The organism is Streptomyces sp. NPDC005492 (assembly GCF_040605995.1).
Taxonomy (GTDB): Bacteria; Actinomycetota; Actinomycetes; order Streptomycetales; family Streptomycetaceae; genus Streptomyces.
Genome location: NZ_JBEXDX010000045.1, coordinates 48,987 through 68,287, shown reverse-complemented (window position 1 = coordinate 68,287; position 19,301 = coordinate 48,987). Strand labels below are relative to the sequence as shown.

At 69.5% G+C, this 19,301-nt stretch carries 24 protein-coding genes and 1 tRNA gene; 11 read left to right on the top strand and 14 right to left on the bottom strand.

The genetic code is table 11. From position 1 onward, the window contains the following. Positions 1-49: 49 nt before the first annotated feature. From ABZT04_RS37795 to ABZT04_RS37775, 5 genes are all read right to left on the bottom strand, one after another. Positions 50-121: transfer RNA gene (locus tag ABZT04_RS37795), tRNA-Cys, on the bottom strand. Between the two features lie 208 nt (positions 122-329). Continuing rightward, positions 330-785 carry a transposase family protein gene (locus ABZT04_RS37790; protein ID WP_356062910.1) on the bottom strand — a complete coding sequence of 152 codons (456 nt, stop codon included), beginning with the start codon at positions 783-785 and terminating at the stop codon, positions 330-332. Positions 786-856: 71 nt separating this feature from the next. Continuing rightward, the gene (locus tag ABZT04_RS37785; protein WP_356062907.1) at positions 857-1,144 is read right to left on the bottom strand and encodes a hypothetical protein; all 288 of its coding nucleotides are present in this window, start codon (positions 1,142-1,144) and stop codon (positions 857-859) included. Between the two features lie 572 nt (positions 1,145-1,716). Next, positions 1,717-1,941: a helix-turn-helix transcriptional regulator gene (locus ABZT04_RS37780; RefSeq protein WP_356062905.1), complete on the bottom strand. Its 225-nt coding sequence runs from the start codon at positions 1,939-1,941 to the stop codon at positions 1,717-1,719. Then, complete coding sequence (locus ABZT04_RS37775) at positions 1,941-2,411, bottom strand: DUF2975 domain-containing protein (RefSeq protein WP_356062902.1); 471 nt, start codon at positions 2,409-2,411, stop codon at positions 1,941-1,943. The genes ABZT04_RS37780 and ABZT04_RS37775 overlap by 1 nt, the downstream gene beginning before the upstream one ends. 141 nt (positions 2,412-2,552) lie before the next feature. Between ABZT04_RS37775 and ABZT04_RS37770 the strand changes: the two genes are divergently transcribed. From ABZT04_RS37770 to ABZT04_RS37745, 6 genes are all read left to right on the top strand, one after another. Beyond that, positions 2,553-3,998 (top strand): MFS transporter, encoded by a 1,446-nt coding sequence (locus ABZT04_RS37770; protein WP_356062900.1) that lies wholly within the window; start codon positions 2,553-2,555, stop codon positions 3,996-3,998. A gap of 32 nt (positions 3,999-4,030) precedes the next feature. Continuing rightward, positions 4,031-4,228 (top strand): hypothetical protein, encoded by a 198-nt coding sequence (locus ABZT04_RS37765; protein WP_356062897.1) that lies wholly within the window; start codon positions 4,031-4,033, stop codon positions 4,226-4,228. Then, positions 4,228-4,596 carry a Fic family protein gene (locus ABZT04_RS37760; protein WP_356062894.1) on the top strand — a complete coding sequence of 123 codons (369 nt, stop codon included), beginning with the start codon at positions 4,228-4,230 and terminating at the stop codon, positions 4,594-4,596. Before ABZT04_RS37765 ends, ABZT04_RS37760 begins: the two co-directional genes overlap by 1 nt. Before the next feature lie 147 nt (positions 4,597-4,743). Continuing rightward, positions 4,744-6,570 (top strand): DEAD/DEAH box helicase, encoded by a 1,827-nt coding sequence (locus ABZT04_RS37755; RefSeq protein ID WP_356062891.1) that lies wholly within the window; start codon positions 4,744-4,746, stop codon positions 6,568-6,570. Positions 6,571-6,899: 329 nt separating this feature from the next. Continuing rightward, a complete protein-coding gene (locus ABZT04_RS37750) occupies positions 6,900-7,541 on the top strand; it encodes a helix-turn-helix domain-containing protein (RefSeq protein ID WP_355913202.1) in 642 nt (213 codons plus the stop codon). 89 nt (positions 7,542-7,630) lie between these two features. Continuing rightward, positions 7,631-8,425 (top strand): S16 family serine protease, encoded by a 795-nt coding sequence (locus ABZT04_RS37745; RefSeq protein WP_356062888.1) that lies wholly within the window; start codon positions 7,631-7,633, stop codon positions 8,423-8,425. Between the two features lie 34 nt (positions 8,426-8,459). Here the strand turns inward: ABZT04_RS37745 and ABZT04_RS37740 are convergent, their stop codons facing one another. From ABZT04_RS37740 to ABZT04_RS37710, 7 genes are read right to left on the bottom strand one after another with little or no spacing between them, the layout of a single operon-like run. Continuing rightward, positions 8,460-8,897 carry a type II toxin-antitoxin system VapC family toxin gene (locus ABZT04_RS37740; RefSeq protein WP_356062886.1) on the bottom strand — a complete coding sequence of 146 codons (438 nt, stop codon included), beginning with the start codon at positions 8,895-8,897 and terminating at the stop codon, positions 8,460-8,462. Further along, on the bottom strand, positions 8,894-9,133 hold the full coding sequence (locus ABZT04_RS37735) for a DUF2191 domain-containing protein (RefSeq protein WP_356062883.1): 240 nt from the start codon (positions 9,131-9,133) through the stop codon (positions 8,894-8,896). Before ABZT04_RS37735 ends, ABZT04_RS37740 begins: the two co-directional genes overlap by 4 nt. Before the next feature lie 55 nt (positions 9,134-9,188). Continuing rightward, positions 9,189-10,145: a glycine betaine ABC transporter substrate-binding protein gene (locus ABZT04_RS37730; protein ID WP_356062880.1), complete on the bottom strand. Its 957-nt coding sequence runs from the start codon at positions 10,143-10,145 to the stop codon at positions 9,189-9,191. After that, a complete protein-coding gene (locus ABZT04_RS37725; protein ID WP_356062877.1) occupies positions 10,142-10,954 on the bottom strand; it encodes an ABC transporter permease in 813 nt (270 codons plus the stop codon). Before ABZT04_RS37725 ends, ABZT04_RS37730 begins: the two co-directional genes overlap by 4 nt. Further along, positions 10,951-12,195, bottom strand: coding sequence for a betaine/proline/choline family ABC transporter ATP-binding protein (locus ABZT04_RS37720; RefSeq protein ID WP_356062874.1), 1,245 nt, complete (start codon positions 12,193-12,195; stop codon positions 10,951-10,953). The genes ABZT04_RS37725 and ABZT04_RS37720 overlap by 4 nt, the downstream gene beginning before the upstream one ends. Beyond that, positions 12,188-12,835, bottom strand: a complete 648-nt coding sequence (locus ABZT04_RS37715) for an ABC transporter permease (RefSeq protein WP_355913217.1) — start codon at positions 12,833-12,835, stop codon at positions 12,188-12,190. Before ABZT04_RS37715 ends, ABZT04_RS37720 begins: the two co-directional genes overlap by 8 nt. Before the next feature lie 12 nt (positions 12,836-12,847). Further along, positions 12,848-13,330 (bottom strand): Lrp/AsnC family transcriptional regulator, encoded by a 483-nt coding sequence (locus ABZT04_RS37710; RefSeq protein WP_356062871.1) that lies wholly within the window; start codon positions 13,328-13,330, stop codon positions 12,848-12,850. Between the two features lie 126 nt (positions 13,331-13,456). Here ABZT04_RS37710 and hppD point away from each other — a divergent pair, with 126 nt between their 5' ends. From hppD to nthA, 4 genes are read left to right on the top strand one after another with little or no spacing between them, the layout of a single operon-like run. Beyond that, entirely contained in the window at positions 13,457-14,602 is a 1,146-nt protein-coding gene (hppD, locus tag ABZT04_RS37705; protein ID WP_356062868.1) for a 4-hydroxyphenylpyruvate dioxygenase, read from the top strand. Positions 14,603-14,642: 40 nt separating this feature from the next. Beyond that, a complete protein-coding gene (locus ABZT04_RS37700) occupies positions 14,643-14,933 on the top strand; it encodes a hypothetical protein (RefSeq protein ID WP_356062865.1) in 291 nt (96 codons plus the stop codon). Next, entirely contained in the window at positions 14,926-15,222 is a 297-nt protein-coding gene (locus ABZT04_RS37695) for an SH3-like domain-containing protein (RefSeq protein WP_356062863.1), read from the top strand. Before ABZT04_RS37700 ends, ABZT04_RS37695 begins: the two co-directional genes overlap by 8 nt. Further along, entirely contained in the window at positions 15,212-15,793 is a 582-nt protein-coding gene (gene nthA, locus ABZT04_RS37690) for a nitrile hydratase subunit alpha (RefSeq protein ID WP_356062860.1), read from the top strand. Before ABZT04_RS37695 ends, nthA begins: the two co-directional genes overlap by 11 nt. Before the next feature lie 9 nt (positions 15,794-15,802). Here nthA and ABZT04_RS37685 read toward each other — a convergent pair whose 3' ends face one another. Continuing rightward, positions 15,803-17,278 (bottom strand): tetratricopeptide repeat protein, encoded by a 1,476-nt coding sequence (locus ABZT04_RS37685; RefSeq protein WP_356062857.1) that lies wholly within the window; start codon positions 17,276-17,278, stop codon positions 15,803-15,805. A 91-nt stretch (positions 17,279-17,369) separates the two neighbouring features. On the opposite strand from ABZT04_RS37685, the gene ABZT04_RS37680 reads away from it, so the two are divergent. Beyond that, complete coding sequence (locus tag ABZT04_RS37680) at positions 17,370-18,776, top strand: FAD-linked oxidase C-terminal domain-containing protein (protein ID WP_356062916.1); 1,407 nt, start codon at positions 17,370-17,372, stop codon at positions 18,774-18,776. A 31-nt stretch (positions 18,777-18,807) separates the two neighbouring features. On the opposite strand, the gene ABZT04_RS37675 is transcribed toward ABZT04_RS37680, so the two are convergent. Further along, entirely contained in the window at positions 18,808-19,281 is a 474-nt protein-coding gene (locus tag ABZT04_RS37675) for an SsgA family sporulation/cell division regulator (protein WP_356062855.1), read from the bottom strand. Positions 19,282-19,301: the final 20 nt, after the last annotated feature.

Sequence of the window (19,301 nt, the reverse complement as noted above, 5' to 3'; positions counted from 1 at the left end):
CACCCCGTGTGGGGTGCCGCCCTCTCGTTTTGCCTGGTCAGACAACCAGAGGCCGTGGCGGGAATCGAACCCGCGTAACTCGCTTTGCAGGCGAGTCCCTGAACCACTCGGGCACACGGCCGTGTTTGGTGAGTTGACCGTATGGGGGGAGCGTCGGCCCGGACAAGAGGGACGGGGGTGGTGCAACAGGACTGCCATACCGCGTTCATGAATGAGAATGAGGAATGAGGGAGGACAGGCCCCTCATTCGTCCGCCGTGTCCTCCGCAGGGCTTCGGCGTAGTCCGTGGGCGTCGCGCGCGTTGCAACGGAGGCCGGAGGCGATGTTCTTCACGCCGTGCAGTCGCAGGGCTCCAGCGGCAAGGTTGCGCCAGGTCGCCATGGCGCGGGGCGGGTTGCCGGTCCGCAGCTGGGAGCCGACGGTCGGCGAGCCATCCGTCCACCGCCCCGGTCCAGGGCGTCTCCGTCGATGCGGGTCAGCAGCCGGCGGACCGTCGCCTCGGCCGGGACCAGCCGTCGAGGCAGCACCGGATCAGGCCGTACGCCGAGTCGCTCCAGCACCTGCGGTGGCGCGTCCGCGGTCCGCTCGCCGACCGCCGGCAGCGAGGTTGCCCCGGCCGGCACCGCGCACGAGGTCAGCGCGTGCCGCAGTCCGCGCGGATCGCGCGGGTCCGGCACCTGGGTCGGCCGCTCCAGCAGGCCGGGCACCTCCCCGGGTCCGACGTCGAGCACCTCTCGGAGCTGGTCAAGGGCGAGTGGGATCGCGGATGACGCGTCGGCAGGCACGGTCCTCCAGGCAGGTCACGAGAGCGTAGAGCACTCCATGATCACGAGACCTTCCTGGCACCGTCCGCAGGTCACATCAACGCCGCAGCCTTGCCTGCCACCCAGGCCCGCCAGACATGAGGCGTGTTCGGCACGTCAGGGCGGTCAAGGAGCCAGAGCACATACCCTGCATGGCACCGGGCCCACGGACTGTCCGAATCGACCGCACGATCGAGCCTGACGCGCAGGTCAGCGCTGTCGACAGCCCGGGCAACCCGTACGTACTCGCGGTCCTTGCAGCGATACGCGCGGACGACGACGATCTCGACCAGATCGGTGAGCTTCGCCCTGATCGCCTCCTCCTGGTGGGCCAGGGCCATACTCCGGACAAGACTCTGCTTCGTACCCCACGCCTTCGCATGTTGCGTCCACTCCCGCGGGTATCTCGCTTCCCACTCCAGGAAGAGCAACGCATAGGGCAACCCCGGCCAAGTCGCCAGATCGCCGCCCACAGGGCGACCCCACAGCCCGTCAGGCAGTGAACGCCTCTGCGCTTGGTGATACCTCCGACGCGCCTTGAGAAAGGCCGGCTCCTGGTACTGCTCCTCCGCTCCCAGGGGCGACGTCAGCCGCCACATCTCGTTGAACCGACCGAGCGCGTCCGCGACCTGCCTCCGTGCCTCAGCCAGATGGCCAAGCGCTGCGGTCCTCGCAGCCGGATCATCCGCTATCAGTCCGAACGCCCAGCCCAGTCGCTCATCCCATGCACAAGCGTCGTCCGCACCTGTACCTGCCTCTTCAGCCACGCAGGAGATCATCCCCCAGCTCAGTCAGCTTGCTCCACCCGACGGTGCGGAAGGACACAACAGCTCCGAGACGCAACGACCGTGAGCAGGGAACCGTCCACTCGCCCTCCTTCAGCTCACGTGATCAGGAAAAGGACGCCCGCCGACTACGCCGACGCCCTGGTGTCCTCCCCCTCCCAGCGCAGCAGGTCCCCCGGCTGGCACTCGAGGACCTCGCAGAGGGCGGCGAGTGTCGCGAAGCGGACCGCCTTGGCGCGGCCGTTCTTGAGGACCGCCAGGTTGGCGGGGGTGATGCCGACGCGGTCCGCCAGTTCGCCCACGGACATCTTGCGCTTGGCCAGCATCACGTCGATGTCGACGGCGATCGGCATCAGATCACCTCGTCCAACTCGGCCCGCATCCCCGCCGCTTGGGCGAGCAGCATCCGCAGCACGAGCACGATGAGCGCGACCCCGAGGATGGCCACGCCGACGCCGGCCATGATGACGGTGACGCCCGGGTCGTCCCGCTGGCCCGGCGCGTTGATGCCCGTGACCGCGAACCACAACAGGGCCGCCGCCACGATCGCGCGGATCACCATGTCCACGTACCGGAAGGCGGCGTGGGAGAACACGGTTCCGCGCCGCACCATCGTCACCAGCCGCCATACGCAGACCAGGGCGACCTGGGCCGTCGCCATGCCCAGGATCGTGATCACACGCAGCGGGGTCAGCGGCACTGAGCCGTCCTCCGGGTCGTTCCCGCTGACCAGCGTCCACACCATCCCCGCCTGCACGAACACCGTGCCGGTCAGTACGACCACGAGCACGGCGCGCAGCGCACGCACTGTCAGCGTTCCCACGACTCATCCCTCCATCGAGTTGCGATGGAAATCTATCGAATGTCGATAGGTTGAGCAAGGGCGGTCTTACGACCAAGGTCTCGGGGGTGGGCCTTCTTTTGACAGGGGTCAACCTGGTGGATGGGTCTTACGCTGGCCCCCATGACCGTCCTCGAACCGCGTGACGCCGCTGTCACGGATACCGCCACCGACCTGACAGGCGAATGTCGCGAGGGGGTGCTCGGGCGGTCGTATCGGGCGCTCAGTGTCGGGATCGTGTCCGTCGTGCTGCTGATCGCCTTCGAGGCGACGGCGGTGGGGACGGCCATGCCCGTCGCGGCTCGGGAGTTGGGCGGGGTGTCGCTGTACGCGTTCGCGTTCTCCGGGTACTTCACCACCAGCCTGTTCGGGATGGTGTTCGCCGGGCAGTGGTCGGACCGGCGCGGGCCGCTGGGGGCGCTGACCACCGGCATCGGTGCTTTCGCGGCCGGGCTGCTGGTGTCGGGCACCGCCGGGGTCATGTGGGTGTTCATCCTGGGGCGGGCCGTGCAGGGGCTCGGGGGCGGGCTGGTCATCGTCGCTCTGTATGTGGTCGTAGGACGGGCTTATCCGGAGCGGTTGCGGCCCGCCATCATGGCCGCGTTCGCGGCGAGTTGGGTCGTGCCGTCCGTCGTGGGGCCGCTCGCCGCCGGGGCGGTGACCGAACAGCTCGGCTGGCGTTGGGTGTTCGTCGGGATTCCGGTGCTCGTGGTGTTCCCGCTCGCGCTCGCCCTTCCGCAGATACGGCGGCGGGCGGCCGGACCGGTGGTGAACGGCGGCGAGTCGCCCGCTTCCTTCGACCGGCGCCGTATCCGGCTCGCCCTCGGTATCTCCCTCGGTGCCGGGCTCTTCCAGTACGCCGCCCAGGATCCGCGGTGGTTGTCCGTCGTCCCGGCGTTCCTCGGTGTCGCGTTGCTCGTGCCCGCCGTGCTCGGGCTGTTGCCGCGCGGTACGTACCGGGCGGCGCGCGGACTGCCCTCGGTCGTGCTGCTGCGCGGGGTGGCCGCGGGGTCGTTCATCGCGGCCGAGTCCTTCGTACCGCTGATGCTGGTCACCCAGCGGGGGCTGTCACCGACCCTGGCCGGGTTCTCGCTCGCGGCGGGTGGCGGGACCTGGGCGCTCGGGTCATGGGTGCAGGCGCGGGCGCGGGTCGAGCCGTACCGGGAACGGCTGATGACGTTCGGGATGGTGCTGGTGGCCGCCGCCATCGTCGCGGCGCCCAGCGTCCTCATCCATACGGTTCCGGTGTGGACCGTGGCCGTCGCATGGGCGTTCGGCTGTTTCGGGATGGGGCTGGTGATCTCCTCCACCAGCGTGCTGCTGCTCCAGCTGTCCGCTCCGGCCGAGGCCGGCGCCAACTCCGCCGCGCTGCAGATCTCCGACGGGCTGTCCAACGTCGTACTCCTCTCCGTCGGGGGTGCGGCCTTCGGGGCGTTGGGCGGTGGCGCGGTGAGCCATACGGCGAGCGGGGCGCATCCGGGCGCGTTCGCCGCGGTGTTCCTGCCGATGGCGGGGGTGGCGTTGGTGGGGGCGTGGGTCAGTACGCGAGTGCGGGTCGATGGGAAGTGACACCGCGCGGTACCGAGCGGTACCGTCGGCGTATGGCTGGACTGAATGTGCGGTTCACGGACGAGGAACTCGACGCGCTGCGGCAGCGTGCGGCCGCGGAGGGGCGAAGCATGCAGGCCTTCGCGCACGACGCGGTGATCGCTGCCATAAACGAACACTCGCGACTGTTCAACGAGGCGGCCGATCATGTACTCCAGGCCAGCGCGGAGCTGAACCGGCGGCTCGCCTGATGCACTTCCTCACGCTCCCCCAACTGCTGGACCTCGCGCAGCGGCTCGAAGCGGACGAGGTGCGCGACTACGGACTGCTCGACTCGGCGGTGGCCCGTCCTCAGGCGAGCGTGTTCGGGCAGGACGCCTATCCGGACGTGTGGCAGAAGGCCGCCGCGCTCATGGAGTCCCTCGCGCGCAACCGCGCCCTCGTGGACGGCAACAAGCGCATCGCCTGGTACACGACCTGGGTCTTCCTGCACCTGAACGGCCATCCGCTGGACGCGGATTTCGATGTGGACGAGGCCGAGACATTCGTGCTGGACGTCTGCCAAGGCGCCCTGGATGTGCCCAGGATCGCAGCCCAGTTGCCGCGCTTCGCGCGCTGACTGTGACCTCAGTCCCATCCCCCTCGCCCCCGGCGCAGTCCGCCCGCCCCCGCACCACCCCGCCGGTAGGGTGGCCCGGTTGTCATACGTAGACCCGTAGCCGTAGCCAGCCGCAGCCGAGCCGCCCTACCCCCGAACCCGGAGACCGTGACTACTACCGCCTCCTCCGCCTCAGCCGCCCCGTCGGTCCCTTCTTCGACGTCGTCCCATCACCTGTCTCCCGCCTTCCCGGGCCGCGCCCCCTGGGGCACCGCGAGCAAGCTGCGGGCCTGGCAGCAGGCGGCGATGGAGAGGTATGTCCAGGAGCAGCCGCGGGACTTCCTCGCGGTCGCGACCCCGGGCGCCGGCAAGACGACCTTCGCGCTCACCCTCGCCTCCTGGCTGCTGCACCACCATGTCGTGCAGCAGGTGACCGTCGTCGCGCCGACCGAGCACCTGAAGAAGCAGTGGGCGGAGGCGGCCGCACGGATAGGGATCAAACTCGACCCGGAGTACAGCGCGGGGCCGCTCGGCAAGGACTACGACGGTGTCGCCGTCACCTACGCGGGTGTGGGCGTGCGGCCCATGCTGCACCGCAACCGCGTCGAGCAGCGCAAGACCCTCGTGATCCTCGACGAGATCCACCACGCCGGTGACTCGAAGTCGTGGGGCGAGGCCTGCCTGGAGGCGTTCGAGCCGGCTACGCGGCGGCTCGCGCTGACCGGTACGCCGTTCCGTTCGGACACCAATCCCATCCCCTTCGTGACGTATGAAGAAGGGAACGACGGGATTCGGCGGTCGTCCGCCGACTACACCTACGGGTACGGCAACGCGCTCGCCGACCATGTCGTCCGGCCCGTCATCTTCCTCTCCTACAGCGGCAACATGCGCTGGCGGACCAAGGCCGGCGACGAGATCGCCGCGCGGCTCGGCGAGCCCATGACCAAGGACGCGATCAGCCAGGCCTGGCGTACGGCCCTGGACCCGCGCGGCGAGTGGATGCCGAGCGTGCTGCGCGCCGCCGACCAGCGGCTGACCGAGGTCCGCAAGGGCATCCCGGACGCCGGCGCCCTTGTCATCGCCTCCGACCAGGACTCCGCACGGGCCTACGCCAAGCTGATCCGCGAGATCACCGGCAGCAAGGCGACCGTCGTCCTGTCCGACGACACCGGGGCCTCGAAGCGGATCGACGACTTCGCGGCGAGCAACGACCGGTGGATGGTCGCCGTCCGCATGGTGTCCGAAGGCGTCGACGTGCCGCGGCTCGCGGTCGGGGTGTACGCCACCACCATCTCCACCCCCCTCTTCTTCGCCCAGGCCGTCGGACGCTTCGTGCGCTCCCGGCGGCGCGGCGAGACCGCCTCCGTCTTCCTCCCGACCGTGCCCGACCTCCTCACCTTCGCCAACGAGATGGAGGTCGAGCGCGACCACGCCCTCGACAAGCCGAAGAAGGAGGGCGAGGAGGACCCCTACGCCGAGTCCGAGAAGGAGATGGACGAGGCGAACAAGGAGCAGGACGAGGACACCGGAGAGCAGGAACAGTTCGCCTTCGAGGCGCTGGAGTCCGAGGCCGTCTTCGACCGGGTGCTCTACGACGGCGCCGAGTTCGGGATGCAGGCGCACCCGGGGAGCGAGGAGGAGCAGGACTACCTCGGTATCCCCGGGCTCCTCGAACCCGACCAGGTGCAGATGCTGCTCCAGAAGCGGCAGGCCCGGCAGATCGCGCACAGCCGCAAGAAACCGGACGAGGAGGCCGACCTCCTGGAGCTGCCCGCCGAGCGGCGCCCGGTCGTCTCGCACAAGGAGATGATGGAGCTGCGCAAGCAGCTCAACACCATGGTCTCCGCGTACGTCCACCAGACCGGCAAACCGCACGGGGTCATCCACACCGAGCTGCGCCGCACCTGCGGCGGCCCGCCGAGCGCCGAGGCCACGGCCGGGCAGTTGCGGCAGCGCATCGCCAAGGTCCAGGAGTGGGCCACGCGGATGCGCTGACCCGGCCCGGTCGGCCCGCACATCTGTGCGGAAATTGCGTGAGGCCGAGGGGCAGGCCAGGACATAACGACAGGAAGTGAGTCGGTCCGTACCAGTCGGTGACCGGATTCTGGACGGAGACTTCCGCTCAGCGAACCGCCTTCGCTAGGGTCCCGCTACGCACACGCCCCGTGGCAGCGCCGCCGCGGAGCGCAGCCGTGAAGCGACTGGGCCCGGACTCACCGGGTCCTCCTGTCGATCGGCGGCCTCTGAAGCGCGTCACTGACGGGACTCGGTGACGCATCCGCCGCGAGGAGGCTGCCGACCTCACCACTTAAGGAGTGGGCGTCGTGACCGCGGAGACCTCTCAGACGCTCGACCGGGGACTGCGCGTCCTCAAACTGCTGGCCGATACGGACCACGGGCTGACCGTCACCGAGCTATCCAACAAACTGGGCGTCAACCGGACCGTCGTGTACCGGTTGCTGGCAACACTCGAACAGCACGCACTCGTACGCCGTGATCTGGGCGGTCGCGCCCGGGTCGGCCTCGGGGTGCTGCGGCTCGGCCGGCAGGTGCATCCGCTGGTACGGGAGGCGGCACTGCCCGCGCTGCGGTCGCTGGCCGAGGACATCGGGGCCACCGCTCATCTCACCCTGGTCGACGGGGCGGACGCCCTCGCCGTCGCGGTGGTCGAGCCGACCTGGACCGACTACCACGTGGCCTACCGGGCCGGCTTCCGTCATCCCCTGGACAAGGGGGCCGCGGGCCGGGCGATCCTCGCCGCCCGGCACCAGGGGGCGGACGAGCCCGGATACACGCTGACGCACGGGGAGTTGGAGGCGGGGGCCAGTGGCGCCGCCGCACCGCTGCTCGGTGTCACCGGAGTCGAGGGCAGCGTCGGGGTCGTGATGCTGGCCGATGCCGTGCCCGAGCGGGTGGGGCCGCGGGTCGTGGACGCGGCGAGGGAGGTCGCGGAGGCGCTGCGCTGAGGCGTCCGCGGGGCTTCCGCGGACGGGGAGACGTGTTCGTGAGGTGACCGGCGCGTGGCCGGAAGTGACCGTCGCGTTAGATTGATCCCGTGCTCCTCTCTCGCCTCACGCGCCCCCAGGCCGTAGCCGTCTGCGCCGTGCCCGTCGTGGCCCTGCTCGCCACGGCGGGCTTCGCGCCGCTGCCGTTCTCGCTGGCGCAGCCCGGTCTGACCGCGAACGTCCTCGGCGAGAACCAGGGCACCCCGGTCATCACGGTCTCCGGGGCGCCGGTGCGGACGACGAGCGGTCAGTTGCGCATGACGACGATCGAGGCGACCGGGCCCGATCAGCGTGTCTCGTTGAGCGATGTGATCGACAGTTGGTTCCGTACCGATCGGGCGGTCATGCCGCGGGACTCGGTCTACCCGAGCGGCAACAGCGTCAAGGAGATCGAGCAGCACAACACGGAACAGATGAAGGAGTCGCAGGACGACGCGACCACGGCCGCCCTCGACTACCTGAACCTCAGCGACAAGAACGTCAAGGTCACCCTCAAACTCGCCGACGTCGGCGGCCCCAGCGCCGGCCTGCTGTTCACCCTGGGAATCATCGACAAGCTCAAGGGCGACGGCAACGGCGGCGACCTCACGGGCGGCCGCACGATCGCCGGCACGGGCACGATCAGCACCGACGGCACGGTGGGCGCGGTCGGGGGAGTCGCCCTCAAGACCCAGGCCGCGCGACGCGACGGGGCGACGGTGTTCCTGGTACCGAAGGCCGAGTGCTCGGACGCCAAGTCCGAACTGCCCAAGGGGCTACGGCTGATTGCGGTGACTTCGTTGAAGGGTGCGGTGAGTGCGCTGGGGGCGCTGGAGACGGGTAAGGGGTCGGTGCCGGGCTGCTGAGACCGGAGCCCCGCTCGGCGAGCGGGGCTCACTGTCAGGCGTTGTCCTCCAACGGGTGCTGCCAGCGGAGGCCGGGGAAGCGGGCGAAGTCACGGTCGGCCGAGTAGAGAGTGGCGCCGTGCTCTATGGCCAGGGCGGCGAGGTAGGCATCCTGGACGAGGCCGGCGCGCGCGCCTACTTTGCGGCACAACCGGTCGAAGATGTCCCAGTGGCGTGGCCCTTCGACCAGCGGGACCGTCGCCGGAGCATCTCGCAGGGCCTGTACGAAGTCCAGTGCGGACTCCACCGGTGCCGGATCGCGATAGATCCGGGGATGCGTCACGATGCGTACGAAGCCGCTGAGGACCATTGAGCCGAGTCCCACGGGTTCGTCGCCCTGGAGCCGTTCGGTGAGCCACGGGTTGTACGCCGCGTGCTGTTCGAGGTCCTTGCGGAAGGCGTACACCAGGACGTTCACGTCGCAGAAGATCATTCGATGCCGTCCATGAGGTCGAGCAGCGCGGCGTTGTTGTCGAGGTCGACACCCGGGCGCACGCCGCCAGCTCCGTAGGTGGGCAAATTGACAACGTTCTGCGCCGCCGCCACATCCCGAGCGAAAGACGCCCGCAGCGCATCCTCTATCACCGAACTGACCGTGACGCGTCTGCGCGCAGCCCGCAGCTTGGCCTGCTGGATCAGGTCCTCTGGGAGGTCGACAGTAGTCCTCATGTGCACAAGTGTAGGCAGCGCGCATCATGATGCACAAGGGGAGATTTTTGATGCGCTACTTGACCAACCCCTCCGCCTTCATCCAATCCAACGCCACCTGATGCGGATCCTCCCCGTCGACATCCACCTTCGCGTTCAATGTCCGCGCCACCGTGTTGTTCAGCTTCTTCGTGAGCGGGGCGAGGACCTCCGCGATCGCCGGCCACTTCTTCAGGGCCTTGGTGTTGATCTCGGGGGCCGCGTTGTAGTTGGGGAAGAACTTCTTGTCGTCGGACATCACCGCGAGGTTCATCGACTTGATGCGGCCGTCGGTGGTGAAGACCTCGCCGTAGGTGCAACTGCCCTTCGCCACCTGGGTGTAGATGATCCCGGTGTCCATCTGGGTGATGTTCTTCGCCGGGATGTTCATGCCGTACGCCTTCTCCATGCCGGGCAGGCCGTCCGCGCGGTTGGCGAACTCGCTCTCCACGCAGAGGGTCACCGCGCCCGGGTTCTTCTTCGCCAGCGCGGCCACCTCCGACAGCGTCTTCGTGCCGTACTTCTTGAAGTTGGCCTGGTTCATGGCGAGGGCGTAGGTGTTGTTGAGGGTGGACGGGGGCAGCCAGGTCAGGCCGTTCTTGAGGTCCGCGTCCCGGACCGCCTGCCACTGCTTCATCGGGTCGGTGATCGGCTTGCTGTTGCCGAGGTAGGTGATCCACGCGGTGCCGGTGTACTCGTACATCCCGTCCGCGTCACCGGACTTGACGGCCTCCCGGGCGCCGATCGAACCCTGGATGCCGGTCCGGTCGAGGACGTCCGCGCCGGCCGCTTCGAAGGCGATGCCCATCATCGCGCCGAGGACGAGCTGCTCGGTGAACTCCTTTGAGGTGACGGTGAGATGGGCGCCTTTGAGGGGCTCGCCCTTTCCGACCGTGCCGGGGTCGACGTCGTCGACCATGGGGGAGCCGCTGGTCAGTCCGCAGCCGGAGACGAGGACCAGGGCTCCGGCGAGCAGCAGGCCGGTGCGTTTCATGCGCCCGCCTCCAATCCCCTTGGCCGCAGCAGCAGTTCGGCCAGGGAAGCCAGCCAGTCCACCAGCAGGGCGAGGCTGACCGTGAGGATCGAGCCCAGGACCAGCACCGGCATCCGCTGGGTGGTGATCCCGGTGGTGATCAGCACGCCCAGGCCGCCGCCCCCGCCGAAGGTCGCCAGCGTCGCCGTACCGACGTTGAGGACGAGGGCCGTACGGACGCCCGCCAGGATCAGGGGGACCGCGAGGGGCAGCTCCACCCGTGCCAGGACGCCGAGTTGGGACATGCCGATGCCCTGGGCCGCCTCCAGGAGCGTGGGGTCGTTGGCCTTCAGGCCGGCGATGGTGTTGGACAGCACCGGCAGGACGGCGTAGATGATGATGCCGATCAGCGCGGCCTTCTCGCCGGTGCCCAGCCAGATGACCAGGAGGGCCAACAGGCCGATCGCCGGGGTCGCCTGGCCCATGTTGGCGAACGTCATCGCCACCGGGGCCGCCTTCCGGAACGCCCTGCGGGTCAGCAGGATGCCCAGCGGGATCGCGATGATCAGCACGAAGAACGTGGAGATCACGGTCAGTTGGACGTGCTGCCAAAGGGCCTTGTTCACCTGGCCGTTGGAGAGCGCGTTCTCGGAGATGGCGTCCAGGTGAGCCTGGTTGAACCACAGCCAGGTCGCCAGCAGCACCGCCACCAGGAACGCGGGCAGGATCGTCAGCTTCTGCCAGGTGATCCGGCGTTTCGGGGGAGTCGGCGGCGCCGGAGCCTCCGTCTCGCCCTCGTCCAGCTCGTCCAGCTCGGGAGTGGTGGTCACGCCTTCTCCTCCACTCCTGCGCCCTCCTGCTCGGCGTGCGTCTGGAAAACCCGCGCCTCCTCCAGCTCGTGCTGCGCCTCCTTCGCCTCCAGCCGGTCGGCCTCCAGGAGTTCGTGCACGGAGTTCATCAGCGTCTCCATGTCGACGACACCGATGTACTCGCCGCGCCGCCCGGTGACCGCGACCCGCCCCGCGTTGTCCGTGAGCACGGCCTCCAGCGCGTCCCGGAGCGTCGCGTCCCGGGTCACCGTGTCGCTGACCAGCGTGCCCGCGCGGGCCAGCGACCCCTTGGCGCGCATCATGTCGCCGCGCCGCAGCCACTTGTAGGGCCGGCCGCGCTTGTCGAGCAGCAGGATCTCGTTGGTGCCGCTGTCGCGGAGCCGGTCGAAGATGTTCTGGAGCGGGTCGTCCACGGTCACCGTCGGATAGTCGGTGATCTCCACATCCCGTACGCGGGTCAGGTTCAGCCGCTTGAGGGCGGCCCCGGCGCCCACGAACCCGGACACGAAGTCGTCCGCCGGGTTGGTGAGGATCGCCTCCGGAGTGTCGAACTGCGCGATATGCGAGCGTTCGCGCAGTACGGCGATCCGGTCGCCCAGCTTGATCGCCTCGTCGAAGTCGTGGGTGACGAACACGATCGTCTTGTGCAGCTCGTGCTGGAGCCTGATCAACTCGTCCTGGAGGTGATCACGGGTGATCGGGTCGACCGCGCCGAACGGTTCGTCCATCAGCAGGACCGGTGGATCGGCCGCCAACGCCCGTGCCACGCCCACGCGTTGCTGCTGGCCGCCGGAGAGCTGGCGCGGATAGCGGCCCTGGAACTCGCCGGCGTCCAGCCCGACCAGGTCGAGCATCTCCTCCACCCGGTCCCTGATCCTCGTCTTCGACCAGCCGATCATCCTCGGCACCAGCGCGATGTTCTGGGCGACGGTCATGTGCGGGAAGAGGCCGCTCGACTGGATCGCGTAGCCGACCTTGCGGCGCAGCCTCACCGGGTCGATGTCGGTGACGTCCTCGCCGTTGATGCGGATCCGGCCGCCGGTCGGTTCGATCAGCCGGTTGATCATCTTCAGCGTGGTGGACTTGCCGCAGCCGGAGGGCCCGACGAAGACGACGAGCTCGCCCGCCTTGATCTCCATGTTGACGCTGTCGACCGCCGGCTGCGGGGAGCCGGGATACCTCTTGGTCAGGTTCTCCAGCTCGATGGAGGCACCCGAGGTGGTCGTCGCTTGCTCAGGCACGGATCCCCCTGGGAATGGTCAGCCGTCCGAGAAGGACGTACGCGGCGTCGAACAGCAGCGCAAGGACGATGATCCCGAGCGTGCCCGCGAGCACCTGGTTGAGGGCGTTCTTGCTGCCCAGCGAGCCGATGCCGCGGAAGATCTCGTTACCGAGGCCGGGCCCGGAGGCGTACGCCGCGATGGCCGCGATGCCCATCAGCATCTGGGTGGAGACCCGGATACCGGTCAGGATCGGCGGCCAGGCCAGCGGCAGTTCGACCCGCACCAGCCGCATCGGCCGGGACATCCCGATGCCCTTCGCCGCGTCCACCAGGGAGGGATCGACTCCGCGCAGGCCCACGATCGAGTTACGGACGATCGGCAGCAGCCCGTACAGCGTCAGAGCGATCACGGTGGGCGGAACGCCAAGACCCACGATCGGAATGAGCAGACCGATCATGGCGAGCGACGGAATGGTCAGAATGGTCGACGTGGTCGTGGTGGCCAGGTTGCCCGCCCACTCGCTCCGATAGGTCACGACCCCGATCACCACCCCGATCAGCGTGGCCACGACCATGCACTGGAAGACCGCGCTGGCGTGCTGGTAGGCGTCGGTGAGCAGTTGCTGGTGCCGGTTGCCCAAGTACTCCCAGAAGCTCACATGCCCTCACCCCTACGTCGGCCGGTCCGTATCCTCGGCCGCCTGCTCCACCAACGGGATGATCCGCAGCGGAACGGGGTTCTCCATCACGATCGCGGTGGCGGCCCGGACAATGCCATCAAAACCGACAACCCGGTCGATGACCCGCTGGAGATCGGCGTTCGAGCGGGCCACCAGCCGGCACAGCATGTCCCCGCTGCCGGTGGTGGTGTGCAGTTCCAGGACCTCCGGCACGGTCGCCAAGTGCGCCCGGACGTCCGGTCCTTGTCCCTGCCGGATCTCCAGCGTCGCGAACGCCGTGACCGGATAGCCGAGCGCCGCCGGATCGACCTGCGGACCGAAGCCGCGGATGACTCCATTCGACTGAAGCCGGTCCAGCCGCGCCTGCACGGTCCCCCGTGCGACCCCCAGCCGCCGGGACATCTCCAGCACCCCGACGCGCGGCTCCTGGGCCAGCAGCACGATGATCAGGCCGTCGAGCCGATCGATGCCCATGATGTCCGCCTCCGAGGATGGTCATCCTGTACAGAAAGCCCGCCGAAACGGTCGTACCACTGAACAAGATGCCCAGCGAATACGCGAACTATTGCGCACCTTGCGACAGAGGGAGAGCCTTCGGCTATGACCCAGACCACTCACCACACTCCCGACACCGCCCGGCAGGCCGACCCCTTCCCGGTCAAGGGAATGGACGCGGTCGTCTTCGCCGTGGGAAACGCCAAGCAGGCCGCGCACTACTACTCCACGGCCTTCGGCATGACGCTGGTCGCCTACTCCGGACCGGAGAACGGCAGCCGCGAGACCGCCTCGTACGTCCTCACCAACGGCTCCGCCCGCTTCGTGTTCACCTCCGTCATCAAGCCCTCCACCCCCTGGGGCGAGTTCCTCACCCGGCATGTGGCCGAGCACGGCGACGGTGTCGTCGACCTCGCCATCGAGGTGCCGGACGCGCGCGCCGCCCACGCCTACGCCGTCGAGCACGGCGCCCGCTCGCTGGCCGAGCCGTACGAACTGAAGGACGAGCACGGCACGGTCGTCCTCGCCGCGATCGCCACCTACGGCGAGACCCGCCACACGCTCGTCGAGCGCACGGGCTACGACGGCCCCTACCTCCCCGGCTTCACCTCCGCCGACCCGCTGGTCGAGGCCCCGGCCCACCGCACCTTCCAGGCCATCGACCACTGCGTCGGCAACGTCGAGCTCGGCCACATGAACGAGTGGGTCGGCTTCTACAACAAGGTCATGGGCTTCACGAACATGAAGGAGTTCGTGGGCGACGACATCGCCACCGAGTACAGCGCGCTGATGTCGAAGGTCGTGGCCGACGGGACCCTGAAGGTCAAGTTCCCGATCAACGAGCCGGCCGTCGCCAAGAAGAAGTCCCAGATCGACGAGTACCTGGAGTTCTACGGCGGCGCGGGCGTCCAGCACATCGCGCTCAACACCAACGACATCGTGCGGACGGTACGGACGATGCGCGCGGCCGGGGTGCGCTTCCTGGACACCCCCGACTCCTACTACGACACCCTCGGTGAGTGGGTCGGCGACACCCGCGTCCCCCTCGACACCCTGCGCGAACTGAAGATCCTCGCCGACCGCGACGAGGACGGCTATCTTCTGCAGATCTTCACCAAGCCGGTCCAGGACCGGCCTACGGTGTTCTTCGAACTCATCGAGCGACACGGCTCGATGGGCTTCGGCAAGGGCAACTTCAAGGCCCTGTTCGAGGCGATCGAGCGGGAGCAGGAGAAGCGCGGCAACCTGTAACTCACAGTTCGCGCGCGGGACTTGGGAGGACACTGGTCCCATGGCCAGGATCAACGACGTGGGTGGCACCCAGGGTTTCGGTGCCATCGACACCACCGACGACCCCGAGCCCTTCCACGCCGACTGGGAGGCCCGGGTCGTCGGGCTGTTCAACGCCCTGCGCGCGCGAGGGATCTTCAACACCAACGAGTTCCGGGACGCGATCGAGGCGATCCCGCCCGCCGCCTACCTCCAGATGTCGTACTACGAACGCTGGTTCACCGCGATCGCCGCCCTGCTGGAACGCAAAGGCGTGCTCGCACCCGGTGAGTTGGGGGAGCCGGATGAGTGACCGCTTCCCGCCCGGCACCCGCGTCCGGACCTTCCCGCACGACCCGCCGCACCACACCCGCCTGCCCCGGTACGCGCGCGGCAAGTGCGGTGTCGTCGTCGAGCCGGAGGGGCGCGCGGAGTTGGCGGACGTCAGTGCGCAGGGGCGCGGGGACGCGCCGGTGGAGCAGGTGTACGCGGTGCGGTTCGCGGCCCGGGACCTCTGGGGCGACGGCGACCATCACGTCGTACTGGACCTGTGGGAAAGCTACTTGGCGGCGTGTGAGGAGGAGCCTGACGATGAGCGGTGACCACGCGGACGCCTCGATCTCCCGGCGGGTGAGGCGACTGGAGACCCTGCTGGAGGAGAAGGGGATCGTCCCGGGCGGGGCGGTCGACGAGGTGCTCGACGCCTTCCTCGCGGGCGCCTCACCGGTGAACGGGGCGCGGGTGGTGGCCCGCGCCTGGACCGACGAGTCCTACCGGGCAAGGCTGTTGGCGGACGGCACCGCCGCCGTCCAGGAACTCGGCTACATGGACGGCTCGTACCAGCGGCTGCGGGTGGTCGAGAACACCGACGCCCTCCACAACGTCGTCGTCTGCACCCTCTGCTCCTGCTACCCGCTAGCCCTCCTCGGCCCGTCCCCCGGCTGGTACAAGTCCGAGGCCTACCGCTCCCGCGTGGTCCGCGAACCCCGGTCGGTGCTGGCCGAGTTCGGCCTCCACCTGCCCCCGTCCACGGACATCACCGTGTGGGACTCCAGCGCCGAGACCCGCTATCTGGTCCTGCCCCGCAGGCCCGAGGGCACGGAGTCCCTCACGGAGGACGAACTCGCGGCACTCGTGACCCGCAACGCGCTGATCGGCACGGCAGCGGTCTGAGCCAGGGGTTCAACTCGCCTTGTCCTGAGGCTCCTTGTCCGCAGTGTCCGAGGGCAGCGGCTCGTCCGCCGGTTCGCCCAGCGCCGCCAACGCGGCCTGGGCCAGGGGCACGCGCAGCGGTGAGAAGTACGGATTGATCTGCAGCGCCTCCTGGAGATGCCGGCGCGCGGACGCCGACTTCCCCAACTCCCGCTCGATCATGCCCCGATGGAACGCGTACAGCGCGTCCCGCACCCCGCCCCCGTGCACCTTGTCCGTCGCCACCGACGCGAACTTCAGCGCCTCCTCGTTCTGCCCGGCCCGGTGCAGCGCCCACCCCAGCGCGTCGGCCACCGCGATCCCCGGCTGCCGCGTCCACTCGCCCCGCAGCCGCCGTACGGCATCCAGCGCGTCCCCGTGGTCCGCCTCGAACACGCCGAGCACCAGCTCGTCGTCGACCCCGCCCGCCGTGTCCTGCGCCACCAGCGTGCGCAGGGTGTCGTACTGCACCCGGGCCGCCTGCGCGAGACCGAGCGACTCGTACAACTCGCCCAGTTCCAGGGCGTATTGGGGGGTCGGCTGCTTGGCGAGGGCGACCTGGTAGGCGTTCAGCGCCTCCGAGGTGCGGCCCAGTGCCGCCAGCGCCCGGCCCTCACCGGCGAGCGCCTCCCGCTGGTCGGGATCGATCCGTACGGCCGCCTCGAAGTGCCGCAGCGCGACCTCCCGGTCCCCGCGCTCCCAGGCCAGCTCCCCGGCCCGCTGCCACCAGGCCGCCTGCTCGGCGGGCGCCGTCGCCTTCGCGGCCGCGTCGGCCAACTGGGCGGCGGCGTCCTCGCGCCAGCCCCGGTCGCGGTAGACGGCGGCGGCCCGCGCCATCACGGCGGGCCCGGTGTGCAGCGCCAGCAGCTTGTCGAGGGTTCGCCGGGTCGCCTTGTAGTCGCCGAGGCCGGTGTACGCGTCGATCAGCAGCGGATACGTCGTCCACCGCTTCGGCGCCAGCTTCACCGCGGCCTCGCCCCAGGTCCGCGCCGCCCGGAAGTCCCGCCGCTCGTTCGCGAGGGCCGTCAGACCGTCCAGGGCCACGGCGCTCGCTTCGTTCCCCTTCGACCGCACCTTCAGCGAGGTCCGCAGCGCCTGCTCGGCCTTCGGGTAGTACAGGGCCTCCCCGGTCCGCCGCCCCTGCTCCACATAGGCCGCCCCGAGCACCGCCCACGACCGCGCGTCCCTCGGACGGACCCGCACCCGGGCCTCCCGGTCGCCGATCAGCGCGGCCAGGTCCGGCAGCGAGGCCGGCACCCCGGCGGTGACCGCGGTCAGCGCCTGCGCCTTGGGCCTCGGCGCGGGCGGCGGCGCCGGACGCGGCTCCTCGGGCAGCAGCCACAGCAGCCCGCCGACCAGGGCACACCCCGCGACCGAGGCGATCAGTACCCGCCGCAGGACGGGGGAGCGGCGCCTGCGCACCTCCGCCACCAGGGACGTGCCCGGGCCGCGCTGTTCGTTCTCCATGACGCTCACTCTGCGTCAGTACGACGACCACACCCCGGCACCCAAAGCCTCGCGTGGACGGGTTCACACCGATGGCCGCGAGTGCGACGCTGTGATCATGAGCCGTATCGAAGCGCCTCGCGACCACGACACCGGAACCCTTCTCGACCAACTGCTGACCGGCCTCCCCGCCGAGGCCGTGCTCACCGACCCGGACATCACGGTCTCGTACGCCAACGACATGGCGAGCTTCTGCCCATCCGGCACGCCCGCCGTCGTCGTGCTGCCGCGCACGGTCGAACAGGTCCAGCACGTGCTGCGGGTCGCCACCGAGCTGCGCGTCCCGGTCGTCCCGCAGGGCGCCCGCACCGGCCTGTCGGGCGCGGCCAACGCCTCCGAGGGCTGCATCGTGCTGTCCCTCACCAGGATGGACCGGATCCTGGAGATCAGCCCGGTCGACCGCATCGCCGTCGTCGAGCCGGGCGTCGTCAACGCGACGCTCTCCCGCGCGGTCAACGAACACGGTCTGTACTACCCGCCCGACCCCTCCAGCTGGGAGATGTGCACGATCGGCGGCAACATCGGCACCGCCTCCGGCGGGCTGTGCTGCGTCAAGTACGGGGTGACCGCCGAGTACGTCCTCGGCCTGGACGTCGTCCTCGCCGACGGGCGGCTGATGAGCACCGGTCGCCGCACGGCCAAGGGCGTCGCCGGGTACGACCTGACCCGGCTGTTCGTCGGCTCGGAGGGCTCGCTCGGGATCGTGGTGAAGGCGATCCTGGCGCTGAAGCCGCGGCCGCCCCAACAGCTCGTGCTGGCGGCCGAGTTCGGGTCCGCGGCGGCCGCGTGCGACGCCGTGTGCCGGATCATGGCGGGCGGGCACGTCCCGTCCCTCCTCGAACTGATGGACCGTACGACCGTCAAGGCCGTCAACGACCTGGCGCACATGGGACTGCCGGAGACCACGGAGGCGCTGCTGCTCGCGGCCTTCGACACGGCGGACCCGGGCGCCGACCTGGCCGCCGTAGGAGCGCTCTGCGAGGCCGCGGGGGCCACCGGGGTGGTGCCCGCCGAGGACGCCGCGGAGTCCGAACTGCTGCTCCAGGCGCGCCGGTTGTCGCTCACGGCGCTGGAGGCGGTCAAGGGCACGACGATGATCGACGACGTGTGCGTGCCCCGGTCGCGGCTCGGCGAGATGCTCGAAGGGGTGGAACGGATCGCGGAGAAGTACCGGTTGACGATCGGCGTCTGCGCCCACGCGGGCGACGGCAACACCCATCCCACCGTGTGCTTCGACGCGCAGGACCCCGACGAGTCCCGGCGGGCCCGTGAGTCCTTCGACGAGATCATGGCCCTCGGCCTGGAACTCGGCGGCACCATCACCGGCGAACACGGCGTCGGCGTCCTGAAGAAGGAGTGGCTGGCCCGCGAGATCGGCCCGGTGGGCGTGGAGATGCAGCGGGCGGTCAAGGCGGCCTTCGACCCGCTGGGGATCCTCAACCCGGGCAAGCTGTTCTGACGTTCACTCTTGTTGCTGTTCTTCGTACGGCTCACTCCCCGTCCTTGGACTCGTCCGAGGGCCACGGGTCGCGCAGCCACAGGTCGTCGGCCGGGGTCGGTGCGAGCAGCTCGGCGAGGCCGTCGTCGATGCCGAGCTGCTCCGCCTCAGAGCCCGGGGGGACCACCCGGAGGGTGCGCTCCAGCCATGCGGACACCTGGGCCGCCGGGGCCTGGAGGAGGGCGTCCCCGTCGGGTGAACTCAGCGCCATCAGGACGACGCTGCGCCCCGCCACCTTCGTCGGCCACACCCGCACGTCACCGTGGCCGCAGGGCCTGAACACCCCCTCGACGAGCAGTTCGCGGGCGAACGTCCAGTTCACCGGGTGGTCGGAGTTGATGTGGAAGGTGATGTGGACGGCGTACGGATCGTCGGTGCGGTAGCTGAGCCGGGCCGGGACCGGGATGCTCCGCTCCGGCGACAGGATGAGCTGTAGCTCCAACTCCCGCTCCACCACTGTGTGCATGACGTGGGTCTCCTCTCGTC

Excerpts from the sequence above, each read along its gene's own strand:
- ABZT04_RS37770 (WP_356062900.1), top strand. The coding sequence starts at position 2,553 with ATGACCGTCCTCGAACCGCGTGACGCCGCTGTCACGGATACCGCCACC.
- ABZT04_RS37780 (WP_356062905.1), bottom strand. The coding sequence starts at position 1,941 with ATGCCGATCGCCGTCGACATCGACGTGATGCTGGCCAAGCGCAAGATG.
- hppD (WP_356062868.1), top strand. The coding sequence starts at position 13,457 with ATGACCCAGACCACTCACCACACTCCCGACACCGCCCGGCAGGCCGAC.
- ABZT04_RS37675 (WP_356062855.1), bottom strand. The coding sequence starts at position 19,281 with ATGCACACAGTGGTGGAGCGGGAGTTGGAGCTACAGCTCATCCTGTCG.
- ABZT04_RS37695 (WP_356062863.1), top strand. The coding sequence starts at position 14,926 with ATGAGTGACCGCTTCCCGCCCGGCACCCGCGTCCGGACCTTCCCGCAC.
- ABZT04_RS37735 (WP_356062883.1), bottom strand. The coding sequence starts at position 9,133 with ATGAGGACTACTGTCGACCTCCCAGAGGACCTGATCCAGCAGGCCAAG.
- ABZT04_RS37710 (WP_356062871.1), bottom strand. The coding sequence starts at position 13,330 with ATGGGCATCGATCGGCTCGACGGCCTGATCATCGTGCTGCTGGCCCAG.
- ABZT04_RS37740 (WP_356062886.1), bottom strand. The coding sequence starts at position 8,897 with ATGATCTTCTGCGACGTGAACGTCCTGGTGTACGCCTTCCGCAAGGAC.
- nthA (WP_356062860.1), top strand. The coding sequence starts at position 15,212 with ATGAGCGGTGACCACGCGGACGCCTCGATCTCCCGGCGGGTGAGGCGA.
- ABZT04_RS37760 (WP_356062894.1), top strand. The coding sequence starts at position 4,228 with ATGCACTTCCTCACGCTCCCCCAACTGCTGGACCTCGCGCAGCGGCTC.
- ABZT04_RS37730 (WP_356062880.1), bottom strand. The coding sequence starts at position 10,145 with ATGAAACGCACCGGCCTGCTGCTCGCCGGAGCCCTGGTCCTCGTCTCC.
- ABZT04_RS37765 (WP_356062897.1), top strand. The coding sequence starts at position 4,031 with ATGGCTGGACTGAATGTGCGGTTCACGGACGAGGAACTCGACGCGCTG.
- ABZT04_RS37685 (WP_356062857.1), bottom strand. The coding sequence starts at position 17,278 with ATGGAGAACGAACAGCGCGGCCCGGGCACGTCCCTGGTGGCGGAGGTG.
- ABZT04_RS37700 (WP_356062865.1), top strand. The coding sequence starts at position 14,643 with ATGGCCAGGATCAACGACGTGGGTGGCACCCAGGGTTTCGGTGCCATC.
- ABZT04_RS37785 (WP_356062907.1), bottom strand. The coding sequence starts at position 1,144 with ATGGCCCTGGCCCACCAGGAGGAGGCGATCAGGGCGAAGCTCACCGAT.